General features: G+C 38.8%; 12 protein-coding genes and 2 pseudogenes. 5 read left to right on the top strand and 9 right to left on the bottom strand.

Going from position 1 to position 13,892, the window contains the following annotated elements:
* Positions 1-141 precede the first annotated feature (141 nt).
* Positions 142-345 (top strand): hypothetical protein, encoded by a 204-nt coding sequence (locus DXX94_RS14075; protein ID WP_116016834.1) that lies wholly within the window; start codon positions 142-144, stop codon positions 343-345.
* Between the two features lie 324 nt (positions 346-669).
* Positions 670-1,395 (top strand): hypothetical protein, encoded by a 726-nt coding sequence (locus tag DXX94_RS19210; protein ID WP_147302294.1) that lies wholly within the window; start codon positions 670-672, stop codon positions 1,393-1,395.
* Here the strand turns inward: DXX94_RS19210 and DXX94_RS14070 are convergent.
* From DXX94_RS14070 to DXX94_RS14060, 4 genes and pseudogenes are all read right to left on the bottom strand, one after another.
* Positions 1,317-2,494 (bottom strand): IS3 family transposase gene (locus DXX94_RS14070; RefSeq protein ID WP_116016061.1). Its coding sequence is split into 2 segments (ribosomal slippage): positions 1,317-2,227 and positions 2,227-2,494, totalling 1,179 coding nucleotides; the frame shifts between segments, so codons are not numbered across the junction. The genes DXX94_RS19210 and DXX94_RS14070 overlap by 79 nt on opposite strands.
* 148 nt (positions 2,495-2,642) lie before the next feature.
* Positions 2,643-3,218, bottom strand: coding sequence for a recombinase family protein (locus tag DXX94_RS14065; protein ID WP_116016832.1), 576 nt, complete (start codon positions 3,216-3,218; stop codon positions 2,643-2,645).
* A gap of 176 nt (positions 3,219-3,394) precedes the next feature.
* Positions 3,395-3,469: pseudogene (locus DXX94_RS19750) on the bottom strand (hypothetical protein); the annotation flags it as partial.
* A gap of 82 nt (positions 3,470-3,551) precedes the next feature.
* On the bottom strand, positions 3,552-5,075 hold the full coding sequence (locus DXX94_RS14060; protein WP_116016830.1) for a sodium/sugar symporter: 1,524 nt from the start codon (positions 5,073-5,075) through the stop codon (positions 3,552-3,554).
* 48 nt (positions 5,076-5,123) lie between these two features.
* On the opposite strand from DXX94_RS14060, the gene DXX94_RS14055 reads away from it, so the two are divergent.
* Positions 5,124-6,301 (top strand): IS3 family transposase gene (locus tag DXX94_RS14055; protein ID WP_116016828.1). Its coding sequence is split into 2 segments (ribosomal slippage): positions 5,124-5,391 and positions 5,391-6,301, totalling 1,179 coding nucleotides; the frame shifts between segments, so codons are not numbered across the junction.
* Positions 6,302-6,309: 8 nt separating this feature from the next.
* Here DXX94_RS14055 and DXX94_RS14050 read toward each other — a convergent pair.
* The 5 genes and pseudogenes from DXX94_RS14050 to DXX94_RS14030 form a co-directional block, all read right to left on the bottom strand.
* Positions 6,310-6,639: pseudogene (locus DXX94_RS14050) on the bottom strand (helix-turn-helix domain-containing protein); the annotation flags it as partial.
* Between the two features lie 104 nt (positions 6,640-6,743).
* The gene (locus tag DXX94_RS19745) at positions 6,744-7,040 is read right to left on the bottom strand and encodes an aldose epimerase family protein (protein WP_116016826.1); all 297 of its coding nucleotides are present in this window, start codon (positions 7,038-7,040) and stop codon (positions 6,744-6,746) included.
* Positions 7,040-8,062, bottom strand: a complete 1,023-nt coding sequence (gene galE / locus DXX94_RS14040) for a UDP-glucose 4-epimerase GalE (RefSeq protein ID WP_116016824.1) — start codon at positions 8,060-8,062, stop codon at positions 7,040-7,042. The genes DXX94_RS19745 and galE overlap by 1 nt, the downstream gene beginning before the upstream one ends.
* Positions 8,059-9,204, bottom strand: coding sequence for a galactokinase (gene galK, locus DXX94_RS14035; RefSeq protein ID WP_116016822.1), 1,146 nt, complete (start codon positions 9,202-9,204; stop codon positions 8,059-8,061). Before galK ends, galE begins: the two co-directional genes overlap by 4 nt.
* Positions 9,204-10,247: a UDP-glucose--hexose-1-phosphate uridylyltransferase gene (locus tag DXX94_RS14030; protein WP_116016820.1), complete on the bottom strand. Its 1,044-nt coding sequence runs from the start codon at positions 10,245-10,247 to the stop codon at positions 9,204-9,206. The genes galK and DXX94_RS14030 overlap by 1 nt, the downstream gene beginning before the upstream one ends.
* A 158-nt stretch (positions 10,248-10,405) precedes the next feature.
* Here DXX94_RS14030 and DXX94_RS14025 point away from each other — a divergent pair, with 158 nt between their 5' ends.
* Both DXX94_RS14025 and DXX94_RS14020 read left to right on the top strand, forming a co-directional pair.
* Positions 10,406-11,413 carry a LacI family DNA-binding transcriptional regulator gene (locus DXX94_RS14025; RefSeq protein WP_116016818.1) on the top strand — a complete coding sequence of 336 codons (1,008 nt, stop codon included), beginning with the start codon at positions 10,406-10,408 and terminating at the stop codon, positions 11,411-11,413.
* 4 nt (positions 11,414-11,417) lie between these two features.
* On the top strand, positions 11,418-13,592 hold the full coding sequence (locus tag DXX94_RS14020) for a multiheme c-type cytochrome (protein ID WP_258872176.1): 2,175 nt from the start codon (positions 11,418-11,420) through the stop codon (positions 13,590-13,592).
* Positions 13,593-13,892: the final 300 nt, after the last annotated feature.

Genomic DNA, 13,892 nt, shown 5'->3' with positions numbered 1-13,892 from the left:
GGAACCCACTCAAGGGGTCCGCTCAAAGGTTACTTTCTCAATCTCTGTCGCAAGTTCAATCGCTTGATAGCGCCTGAACTGGATAATTCATCTCCTTCATCCTAACCTTTAACTATCAAGAACGAACCACTTAGATTTGCTATGAATAAGAAAATTGACTTCAAATACCCTGAACTTGGTGATGTACTCGAATCTATAGAAAGTGATATGACAAGCTTTGGTGATGCCGCTTCGAAAAATAGCAATTCTGATGACGATAAAACTTATACATTTGAGACCCATCCATTCTATTCTCAGCTCGGTGAATTAGGCGATATTGAAATCCCTGATTCAGATATTTACTAGTTGATTAGCAACCGAGCGTTAATCGATTAACTAGTCAATTAAAGCAAGCTTAATAAAAAGTAAGTATACAATCTGAACTACCAAACAACATTGTTCATACCTAGAACATACTACTTTCCGTTTGCCCCCTCCCACTTCGATGCACTACTTACCGCTTAGATGTGAGAAAAACAGCAACACACAATGAGCGCCACACAGCCTTACAGCACCAATTCATTATACAAATACTTATAATAACAACAACTTACAGAATATTTTTAACACCTCATTATTGAAATCGCAGGTAAATTTTGTTACCATTTTTTGAAAGTAGAGATATAGCAAATGACCGTTTCAATAAAATATAGTGAGTTTAATTTAGGGAGCCAAGCCCATTTTAATAGTGATGATGAAAGTGAATTAAGAGAAGTTAAATACGCTGAAGATATTATAGATCCAGAGTTCCCTCTTTTATCTTGTGAGAGCAGAATCAAAGAGTGCTTAGAGATGAATTTATTTCTAATCCATAGAAGATTAGGTATTTACTCCATTAAGCCAAACTCAAAAGTCAAAAATCAAAGTCCGGCTTTTTCCAAAGCATATTACGCTACTTTGAGTGGAGAACACCTTTCTCACAAATCAATGGAGCCAATAGCAAAAGATCTTCAAGCTTTTCTTATCTGGCTGATTCAGAACAATAGATTGTACGAAGAAGTCATAGCAGCACCTCTTCCAAGCGATAGTGTTGAAGAGCAAGTTGCTTCCCTACCTATATGGCAATACCAAAAACATTTAACCAAATTAGTAAAAACAGGAAAGCTTAGTTATTCGACTGCTAAACGTAGATTAGACACTGTTAAGCATTTTTACCTTTGGTCTTATAAACGTAGTGTGATTTCATCGTTGCCTTTTTCTATGGAGCTTAAAACAATCAAGGTTCCTAAAAAGAATGGAGACTTTGACTTATTTAGCTTACCTACGGGATGTAGTGGTCAACTTAAATTGGCCACGGTTTTGTATTCAAGCCAGTATCTTTTCTCTGACTCATTTGGGGTTAAACCAGCATTGTAGTGATGCGGCCTAACTGAGCTGTAATAACCAACAATATAGTGTGTTATTTCAGCTCTAGCTTCAGTAAAGGAACGGTAACCCGTTGTGGGTATCCATTCTGTTTTTAAACTTCTAAAGAATCGCTCCATCGGGCTATTATCCCAACAATTACCACGGCGACTCATGCTTTGCTTTATCTGACAACGCCATAGCAATTGACGGTAGCTTCGGCTGGTGTAATGCGTCCCTTGGTCGCTATGGAACATCACACCTTTAGGCTTACCACGCATCTCATAAGCCATCATCAGTGCTTTGCTCGTCAATGCTGTATCAGGCGATAGAGACATTGCCCAACCAATCGGTTTTCTCGCAAATAAATCAATAACAACTGCTAAATAAGCCCAGCGATTGCCAACCCAGATATACGTAACATCACCGCACCAAACCTGATTCGGCTTAACCACATCAAACTGCTGATTGAGATGGTTAGGTATCGCCACATGCTCTTGATTTACTTTTCTATAACGGTGCTTCGGTAACTGGCAACTCACCAAGCCTAAACGTTTCATATAGCCTGTCGCCCTGAAACGTGAAATATCATAGCCACGGTCTATCGCTATCGTGGATATTGTACGAGAACCCGCTGCGCCATTACTTTCACGGTGGATTTGCTTAACGACAGCGATTTCTTTTAATTGCTTGCTATTCGGCTTCTTAGAGCGCTTATTCCAATACTTAAAGCTACTGCGATGAACATTAAATGTTTGGCAAATGGTGAATTCCGCATAGCTCTCTTTGAGTCGTTTAATTAGTTTAAATTGTTCATCGAGTCCGACATCAAGAGAGCGGTAGCCTTTTTTAGAATTTCCTTTTCTAATTCAATGCGTTTTATCTTTTTCTCAAGCTCTTTAATCTTACACTGCTCTGGTGTCATTGGGCTGGCTTTGCTGGTGATGCCTTTGCGTTCATTACGAAGCTGACGCACCCACTTATCCATTGTCGACTTACCAACGCTCATCGCTTCTGCTGCTTCTCGAACGGAATAACCTTGATCAACAACTAATTGAGCAGCTTCTAACCGAAATTCTGGTGTGAAATTACGTTTGCCTGTTCTTGTCATTTTGTCACCTAATCAATTTTATGAGGTGATGATACCACCTCTAACTAGGTGGCCAAATTTGTTATACCACTACAAATCGACTCAGCCGTTTCATTAAAATTTAAAAAATCAATTTTTGATTCTTTATCAGACCACATAACATCTCCTTTTATTTATTATTTTGCTGTTCCATTCTTTCAATTGTTCGGTGAACCGTAGGGCGGCTAACAGAGTATTTCTTCGCTAACGCAGAAATCGATTCCCCCTTTAATTTATCTTTATATAATTCTTTCGCTTGTTTGTCTGATAAAGCAGGCAATCTGCCCATATGTTTGCCTTTAGCTTTCGCTTCTTCACGACCTTCTGCTGTTCTGGCTTTTATTAAATCCCGCTCAAGTTGAGCGAATACTCCACACAAATTAATCATTGCGGTAGCAAACGGATTATCATTTTTAGTATTAAGAGAACCGTCGATAATATTTAAACAAGCACCCTTTGTGTGGATACTTTCAATTGCCTCAAGAATAGATTTTAATGATCGACCTAGCCGATCAAGGCGAGTAACAATAACTTCATCACCTTCCCTGATAAAATCGATGAGTTCCTTTAGCTTTTCTTCATTTCTAATGGAAGCACCAGATTGTTTACCTTGGAATATTTTTTCACAGCCATGAGCGTCCAACTTGGACAGTTGAACATTCAAATCTTGTTCTTTAGTTGAGACTCTTGCAAAACCAACTTTCATATGTACGAAACCTGTAACTTTCGTACAGGTTATAAAACAAGTGAACTAAAGTCAATAAATTGAATTCGTACATGAACGAATAAAAACAGCAACTTTAGTTCACCTCAGATAAACTAACATCTTAATTTTTACTAATGATGAAAGGTTGTAACGGTCTAAAGATCTTAGACACCAAGTTAGGCTGTTTTTAAATATCTACGCTCATACTCATTCGGCGATATGTTACCTAATCTAGCATGTCGTCGTTTTTGATTATAGAAGGGTTGATCAGTTGTCGATTAATTTTGACAATAAAGGGGCCAAATGGCCCCAGTAATTTAGGTTTGTCGGTCTTTACCACCAAGTCGCGTATAACGCAATCAAGATCAAGATAACGCCAACCGCAGCAGTATTAAAGCCTTTAGTTGTATCAAAGCTAACTTCGCTTAAATCTACGCTCTCATTACTTGATTGGCTCTTGCTAGCAAGCGAAACAAATACACAAAGTGCAAGACATAATAAGAAAACAAGACCTACGCGATCCATGAATGGTAATTCTGGCCATAGGAACTTAAGTGCTAACGAGAATACGGCTGAGCCTATCGCAGCGGATAACGCACCTGCTGAGGTAGCTTTAGACCAGAACATGCCCATCACAAAAATAACAACAATACCCGGAGTGAAGAAACCAGTAAATTCTTGAATATATTGAAACGCTTGATCGAACTTGCCTAACAAAGGCTCCGCTACTACTAATGCAATGGCTAGAGAAACCAAAGCTGCTATTCGACCTGTGTGTACATAGTGACGTTGCGACTTACCCGGTTTTAACTTGGCATAAATATCCATAGTAAAAATAGTAGAAATACTATTGGTCATAGATGCCAGTGAAGAAACAATCGCAGCGACTAATGCGGCAAATACTAGCCCTTTAATACCAACAGGCATTAACGACATCATTGAAGGATACGCTTGGTCTGGTGTAGTTAGCTGCGGGTACAAGATAACAGCCGCAATACCGGGCAATACAACAATTATTGGCATCAATAGTTTAAGATAAGCAGCAAAAGCAATACCTTTCTGTGCTTCTTTAACATCTTTCGCTGCCAATGCACGCTGGATAATATATTGGTTAAAGCCCCAATAGCTGAAGTTCATTATCCACATACCACCAATTAATACTGATATACCCGGTAAGCTCATGTAATGCTCATTTTCAGGACTCAAAATCATGTCAAAGTGCGCGGGTGCATGCTCTGTAAGCACGCCAAAACCAGCTAATACCCCTTGACCATCAGAAACAGCATCTAACGCTAAGTAGCTCAGAAATAATCCACCAAATACCAGTAAAACAACTTGTAATATATCTGTATAAGCTACCGCTTTAAGGCCGCCATAAAGTGAATAAGCAATTGAGAACACAGCAAGGAAAATCATGCCAAACATCCAGTCAACACCAGCAACAGTTTCTATTGCTAGGCCACCTAACCACAAAACAGCCGTCAGGTTGACGAAGATGTAAACGGCTAGCCAGAATAGCGCTAGAGTTGTTTTTACTTTTGAGTCGAAGCGTTGTTCTAGGTATTGAGGCATAGTGTATATGCCATTTTTCAAGAAAATGGGAAGCATATACTTACCAACAATGATCAAGGTAATTGCCGCCATCCATTCATATGACGCGATTGCTAAACCAATCGCGTAACCAGAGCCTGACATACCGATAATCTGCTCCGCTGAGATATTTGAAGCAATAAGTGAAGCTCCTATCGCCCACCAAGGTAGAGCCTTACTTGCTAAGAAGTAATCCTCTGTGTTCTTTCCTCCTTGCTTATCTTCTCGTGAAATCCAAAGGTGTAGTGGTATAACAAATTTGGCCACCTAGTTAGAGGTGGTATCATCACCTCATAAAATTGATTAGGTGACAAAATGACAAAAACAGGCAAACGTAATTTCACACCAGAATTTCGATTAGAAGCTGCTCAATTAGTTGTTGATCAAGGTTATTCCGTTCGAGAAGCAGCAGAAGCGATGAGCGTTGGTAAGTCGACAATGGATAAGTGGGTGCGTCAGCTTCGTAATGAACGCAAAGGCATCACCAGCAAAGCCAGCCCAATGACACCAGAGCAGTGTAAGATTAAAGAGCTTGAGAAAAAGATAAAACGCATTGAATTAGAAAAGGAAATTCTAAAAAAGGCTACCGCTCTCTTGATGTCGGACTCGATGAACAATTTAAACTAATTAAACGACTCAAAGAGAGCTATGCGGAATTCACCATTTGCCAAACATTTAATGTTCATCGCAGTAGCTTTAAGTATTGGAATAAGCGCTCTAAGAAGCCGAATAGCAAGCAATTAAAAGAAATCGCTGTCGTTAAGCAAATCCACCGTGAAAGTAATGGCGCAGCGGGTTCTCGTACAATATCCACGATAGCGATAGACCGTGGCTATGATATTTCACGTTTCAGGGCGACAGGCTATATGAAACGTTTAGGCTTGGTGAGTTGCCAGTTACCGAAGCACCGTTATAGAAAAGTAAATCAAGAGCATGTGGCGATACCTAACCATCTCAATCAGCAGTTTGATGTGGTTAAGCCGAATCAGGTTTGGTGCGGTGATGTTACGTATATCTGGGTTGGCAATCGCTGGGCTTATTTAGCAGTTGTTATTGATTTATTTGCGAGAAAACCGATTGGTTGGGCAATGTCTCTATCGCCTGATACAGCATTGACGAGCAAAGCACTGATGATGGCTTATGAGATGCGTGGTAAGCCTAAAGGTGTGATGTTCCATAGCGACCAAGGGACGCATTACACCAGCCGAAGCTACCGTCAATTGCTATGGCGTTGTCAGATAAAGCAAAGCATGAGTCGCCGTGGTAATTGTTGGGATAATAGCCCGATGGAGCGATTCTTTAGAAGTTTAAAAACAGAATGGATACCCACAACGGGTTACCGTTCCTTTACTGAAGCTAGAGCTGAAATAACACACTATATTGTTGGTTATTACAGCTCAGTTAGGCCGCATCACTACAATGCTGGTTTAACCCCAAATGAGTCAGAGAAAAGATACTGGCTTGAATACAAAACCGTGGCCAATTTAAGTTGACCACTACAAATTGAACGCACGCCACTGGCAGATACAAATACGCCTTGCTTACGAAGTTCATTGCTGGTTCTGACTTGGCCGTGCGCGGGGTATTCAATGGCATAATCCATTACTGCTTTTTCGGTTTTTTCATCAACACGATTTTTTATATTTGGTTTTCGGCGGGACTTATCAATAAGCGCATCAATGCCGCCATCTTCAGCCAGCTCTTGATAACGATAAAATGTATCTCGTGATACGCCCATCACTTTGCAAGCTCTGGATACATTACCAAGTTCTTCAGCTAGGTTGAGCAAACCTGCTTTGTGTTTAATGATTGGATTGTTAGTATGAAGCATGAGAGTTACCTCTTTGTTTGTTTTGATTAAAGATTCAGCACCTTTATCAAAACGGGTAACTCTCTACTTTTCAAGAAGATGTGTCAGATCTTGTCTGAACTAATTCACCTAAGAGATATATTATTTTCCCCTCCATGTAGGCAGTTTTTACCATCGTTTTTTCTCAATCGGTAAACAATGCCGTTCAAACTAAAAGAGGCGTTCGAAATTCGATTACAAACAGGACCACATGTAGCACCTAAGTAAAATAGGTCTTTCTCCAGTAACGCCTTATCTTTTGGAGTTACTGTCATTTCCAATAATTCACCATTACAAGGCACTAAAATTGAGGCTATCCTTGCCCCATAGTCTACGAGGAGGACTTTCATGCCATTGGAGTTAATGAGTTCAATACGTTGCATTAACTCTCGTAACCTTTAGGGTTGCCAGATTGCCAACGCCACGTATCTTCCATCATGTCACGGAGAGTTTTGACTGGCTTCCAAGATAGAACTTCTTCCGCCTTACTTGCATCAGCCCAAAATGCTGGTAAATCTCCCTCTCTTCTAGAAGAAAATTCATAAGATACTTTTTGCTTTGTATATTGCTCGAAACCATGCACTATATCTAATACAGATAATGGTTGTCCTGTTCCTAAGTTAAAGGCTTCACAAAGACCTGATTCTTGATTAACTAGCCAATTTAAGGCATCTATATGCCCTTGAGCAAGGTCAGTTACATGAATATAATCTCTTAAACAAGTCCCATCTTTAGTATTATAATCATTTCCAAAAATAGACAGTTTATCTCTTTTTCCAACAGCGACTTGGGCTACAAAAGGCATCAAGTTATTAGGAATACCGTTAGGGTCTTCCCCTATCTTGCCACTTACATCCGCACCAATTGGGTTAAAATAACGTAAGTTTGCAACCTTAAACTTTTCATTAGCTATACAATAATCTTTCAGAATTTCTTCCACCATTGACTTAGTTTTTCCATATGGACTTGATGGTAGCCCTAATGTTTGCGTTTCAATGTAAGGAGGTTTGTTTTGCTCGCCGTAAACAGTAGCTGAAGAACTAAATACTAGATTACTAACACCAAAATCTTTCATAGCAGCAACTAATGCCATCGTTCCTGTCACATTATTGTGATAATATTCTAGGGGTTTATGAGATGACTCACCTACAGCTTTAAGACCTGCAAAATGAATCACAGATTCAATCTCATGCCTTGAAAAAACAAAGGACATCAAATCCATATCCAAAATATCTGCTTGATAGAAAGCTACTGTTTTATTAGTTAACTCTTCAACTCGTTTAATAGACTCTTCGGAAGCATTTGAAAGATTATCTACTACAACGACTTCGAGTCCAGCCTTTAGCAAAGCCAAAACAGTATGTGAACCGATATAACCTGCTCCACCTGTAACTAAAACACTCATTTTCTAAATGCTCCTTGTGATGCTCTACACACATAGACACTTGGCTTTAATCCGAATTTTTCTGGATATTCCTTTTCTACTAGCTCTGTCAACTCGGTAAGCAACTTAGTAGGTGTTAACGCAACAATACAACCACCAAACCCTCCCCCTGTCATTCGAACACCGCCTTGGTTACCAAGTACACCATCAATCATCTCTACCAAGCCATCCATTTCTTTAACGGTCACTTGGAAATCATCTCGAAGTGAGTTATGTGAGTCTCTCATAAGCCCACTCAATAAAGTTACATCATTGTTTTTCAGAGCTAACAACGCAGACTCCACTCGGGCATTTTCAGTTACTACATGTTTAGCTCGTTTGAATAAAATAGGATCTAACTGTTCTTTAGCATTTTCTAATTGCTCGATACTTAGATCTCTTAGTGCGTTTACACCAAAATGCGCTGCTACTTTTTCACACTGCTCTCGGCGTTGATTATATTCACTGTCAACTAAGCCTCGCCTTACATTAGAGTTAACAATAAAAATGGATAGCTCTTCTGGAATAGGGGCATCTTGGAAAGTAAGACTTCGGCAATCAAGCAACATTGCGTGTTTATCTTTGCCCATTGCAGATATTAACTGATCCATAATGCCGCAATTACAACCAACAAAAGTATTTTCAGCACGTTGGCCTTTTAAAGCCGCCTTAACACCATCTAGGTTTAAGTCATAAAGCTCTACAAAAGTCTTCAAAATAGCTATCTCAAAACTCGCTGATGAACTTAGACCAGCTCCCTGTGGAACATTTCCTGAAACCACCATATCCGCCCCCTGAATATCAGGAAATGTCTCCATTAGCACTTTCAATGTTCCTGCAACGTAATTTAGCCACATTCGTTGCTCATCAAACTGAATATCTTCCAAAGAAAATTCAGCACTTTCTTGGTTACAATCATGTGCATAGACAGAAATCACTTTATCATCACGCTTTGATGCCGCAATGTCGGTTCCGTAGTTAATCGCCGCAGGTAACACGAAACCGTCGTTATAGTCAGTATGATCACCAATAAGGTTCACTCGACCCGGAGCATGTATAACTAACGCTGGTTGCACCTTAAACTGTTCGACATGTAAGTCAGTTACAAATTGACTTCTAGACATTACTTAGCCTCCTTGTAGTGAATATCAGATAATTCTTTAAGTCGATTAGCAGCCTGCTCAGCAGTCAAATCACGTTGTGCTTCAGCCATCATTTCGTAACCCACCATAAATTTGCGAACAGTGGCGCTTCTTAAAAGAGGTGGAAAGAAGCTTGCGTGTAACGTCCACTCTGGATGTAATTCACCATCATATGGCGCACCATGCCACCCCATTGAATAAGGGAATGAACAGTTGAATAAATTGTCATATTTGATAGTGATTTGTTTAACAATATCGGCCATCGTTACTTCTTGCTCAACTGTTAAATCTGTCATACGTTGTATTGAAAACTTCGGCAATAATAATGTTTCAAATGGCCATGCAGCCCAATAAGGTACAACGACCACCCAATCATCATTTTCAACTACGACCCGATCCTGCATTTCACATTCGCGTTTTGTGTAATCGGCTAAAAGATTTGAGCCGTGCTCTTGAAAATATTTAGCTTGCGATTCGCTCTTTTTAGAAACCAATGTAGGAAGTTGTTGCTGGGCCCATACTTGACCATGCGGATGAGGATTAGAACACCCCATAACAGCGCCTTTATTTTCAAATACCTGAACCCAGTTGTATTTACGGCCAAGTTCCTCGCATTGCACTTTCCAAGTTTTCACTACTTCTGTAATTTCTTCTACAGAAAGCTCTGGCAACGTTTTACTATGATCTGGAGAGAAGCATATAACTCTACTTTCACCTTGCTCTGTTGCCATTTTAAAAAGCGGATCATTAGTACTTACGACAGGTGTATCTTGTTTAATTGCAGCAAAGTCATTAGTAAATACAAATGTCTTTTCGTATCTATCATTTATCTCACCATTAATACGAGTATTGCCAGAGCATAAGTAGCAACTCTCGTCATAAGCAGGCTTTGCATCTTCGTCTAATTTTTCCACTTGCCCCTGCCAAGGTCGTTTTGCCCTATGTGGTGATACTAGTACCCATTCATTAATTAAAGGGTTATATCGACGATGAGGATGTTCTGTAGGATCAAATTTATCAGCCATAACAATCTACTTTATTTTGAATAATTCAGATTGAGGGTAAACGTTTACATAGTTTCGTTCAACACTTTAAGTCTTTTTATTTCAAAACAATTAATATAATATTGATTGATAAAGATTTTTAAATGTAAACGTTTTCACCCGTAAGGAATATTTAGTGTATGGCAACCATTAAGGATGTAGCAAAAGAGGCTGGTGTTTCTATCGCAACAGTTTCTCGTGTTATTAACAATGTTGGTAAGGTCGGCGAGAAAACTCGTAGTAATGTAATAGCTATTATGAATAAGCTTGGTTATACACCTGATGCAAATGCAAGAGCACTAAAAACACAAAAATCGTCAACTATTGGTGTAGTAATTCCTGATATTTCTGATCCATTTTTCTCTTCTCTCGCAAATGGAGTTGAAGAAGTTGCTTCGAGCAAAAATATGCAAATGCTATTGAGTACTGGCAAAATGTCGGCTGAATCAGAATTAAAAGCAATCAATTTATTGGTTGAGCAACGATGCGATGCGATAGTATTGCACAGTAAGTTTCTGTCTGATGATGTACTAGTCAGTTTAAGCGACAAAATTCCCGGTCTAATTTTCATTGATCGCTTTATTGATGAAGTCTCAGATAAATGTATTTGGCTGGATAATTTCGAAGGAGGGAAAATTGCAGCTCGTCATTTATTAGCTTTAGAGCACAAGAATGTCGCTTTTATTAATAGCAACTACGATATAGATGATCCCAAGCTTCGCTTGGGTGGATTCGAAGAAATTGTTAAGTCCTTTGATTTAAGCATTAACTCAAAATTGAAAGTGAACAATGAGCCTACTTTAAAGGGCGGCGAGCTGGCTGCGCAAGAGCTACTCGCGCAAGCAGAAAACTTCACTAGTGTATTTGCTTACAACGACGCTATGGCGATAGGTGCAATATCTGTATTTGAAGACAATGGTTATAAAGTGCCAAATGATATTTCAATTATCGGCTTTGACGATGTATTACTCTCTAAATATTCGCGGCCTAAGTTGACAACACTTCGCTATCCAATCGCTGAAATGGCTAATCACGCGGCTCAAAGAGCCATAGACTATAGCTCAAATGATGTACCTTTAAAATCTGAACTAAAATACATACCAAGTTTAGTGAAAAGAGAATCGACAACTCGTCTCATTCGAGGTTAATAGTTTGAAATTAACAAAATTTATCTTAACTTTAACCTTTACTTTGATTAGCTATCACTCTATTGCTAATCAGGGAAATTGCGTTTCATGCCATCAAGAACAAGTGTCAAATTGGCAGAAGTCCGATCATGCAAAAGCAATGGCAATTGCCAATGTCGATACTGTTTTGGCAAATTTCAACAATGTAGAAACGACACACTATTCTCAAAAAGCTAAATTTTATAGAAAGAATGGAAAGTTCTTAATTGATTTAACTGAAGCTGGTGAAACATCTTCATATGAAGTGATGTACACCTTTGGACACTACCCTCTTCAGCAATTCTTAGTACCAACTCAAAATGGAAAGTATCAGGTTTTTCCTTTTGCTTGGGACAGTCGTCCATCTTCAGAAGGTGGACAACGTTGGTATCCAAACTATGCAAATGAAGACGTAAAACCTAATGATAGATTACACTGGAATCAACCGTTGCAAAACTGGAACGGTATGTGTGCTGATTGTCATTCAGATGGCCTTCAGCGGAATTTTAGCCCGGTAACGAACTCATTCAATACAACGTGGGATAATATCAATGTAGGTTGCCAGTCTTGCCACGGAAATATGCCATCAGAACACGCAGTTTCGGGTCAAAACAATGAAGGCATTCTATTAAGCAATAAAGAAAAAAGCGATTTATTAAATTGGCTATTGGTTCCGGGTGATAAAGTAGCTAGATTAAGAAACCAGAAAAGTGAGGTAGCCTCGCAAGAACAAAAAGCGCAGCGTGGCCAGTTCATGAATACCTGCTTCTCATGCCATGCATTGCGAACACCGCTAACCGATGGTTTCAAACCTAACAAACATTTACTAGAACAATTCTTACCAAACTTTTTAGTACCACCGTTATATCACGCGGATGGGCAAATAAAAGATGAAGTGTATGTGTATGGTTCCTTCTTACAAAGCAAAATGTACGATGAGGGTGTTAACTGCTTGGACTGTCACGACGCGCATAGCATGAAAGTCAAAACTCAAACCAATGGATTATGTTTACAGTGCCATAATGCTGAAATTTATGAACAAGAAAAGCACACTAACCACCCGTTAGACTCTAAAGCTGGTCAATGTGTCAGTTGTCATATGCCGGAGACAACATACATGGGTGTTGACGCAAGGAGAGATCATAGCTTCAAGATACCTCGACCAGGTTTATCAAATGAATTTTCTACACCAAATGCATGTATCTCCTGTCACAGCGATAAGAATAATAGTTGGGCTGCGGAGCATTTACAAACTTGGTTTGGTAAACCTCAAGCATTATCAAATTCAGAACAGAATTATATGAAATTGATGAGTAACCAAGAACTTCCTCTGGAAGTTCATTTAGCACTAATTAATGATGATGATATGTCAGAAATTAAGCGAGCGACTGCAATCATCCTATTACCATATTCAACACAAATGCTTACTCAGGATGTCGTTAAAAACTGGGTAAGTAGTCCGTTACCTCTAATTAGACTTGCAACAGCTCAAATAGGACATCTACTGCCTGATAACGATAAATTAAAGTCATACAAAGTATTTCTGAATGATGAATTCAAAGCCATAAGAATAGCAGCAGCTAATCAGTTACTAACGACTCAACTTAAAGGTACCATAAGCTACCGTTTAGCTTTAAAGGAACTACTTAATTCTGGAACTGCAACCGCTTGGCGAGGAGAAGGCTTGTTTAACCAAGCGCTTGTAGACTTAAAATTACAACAAGAAGAAAAAGCGATTGAAAAGTTAGAGCAAAGTATAGAAATCGACCCTTATTTTGCTGCCTCTTATATTAATTTAGGTGATATTTACCGAAGTTTAAAACTAATAAAGGAAGAGCAGCAACTTTATAAAAAAGCCTTAAACAATATACCCTCTTCAGCTGAAATACAGTATTCCTATGGAATGTTCTTAATTCGATCTGGAGATAAAGCTAGCTCGATAGAGCATTTCAAGTTAGCTATGAAATATGATGCTAAAAACCCACAATATCCATACCTCTATGTTTTAGCGTTAGATTCAGTAGGCAACACACGAAAGGCTCTAGAGTTTCTTAAAGACATTTATCCTGATTATAAATCAAACATTAGCCTTAGAGATTTAGGTTTAAGCTTTTCACAGAAACTCAGAGGTCGGGAATCTTATCTATTCTTCACTCAATAAAAGAATGAATATACATACCAATTACTTGAAAATTTTGTGTGTCAAAAGATGAATATATACAACAGCTTTATAGTGCTCTTAGTTTCTCACATACATCCACTCAAAAGCGCTTACAGTAAACATTTGATAAAACAACAAATAATAAAATAACCTTTATTATCAGAAAATTACACTTGAATAAAGCTGTAATAGTGGAGATAATTTATTTAGGAAATTAGAAATAGGAGAAAGAAATAACAATAGAGAAATAACAAAATGAATAATAATGAAGATATCTATGCATGCTACTGCACTGGTTTG

Origin of the sequence: Thalassotalea euphylliae (assembly GCF_003390375.1) — a bacterium.
GTDB lineage: Bacteria > Pseudomonadota > Gammaproteobacteria > Enterobacterales > Alteromonadaceae > Thalassotalea_F > Thalassotalea_F euphylliae_A.
This window is presented reverse-complemented; position numbering and strand designations above follow the sequence as displayed.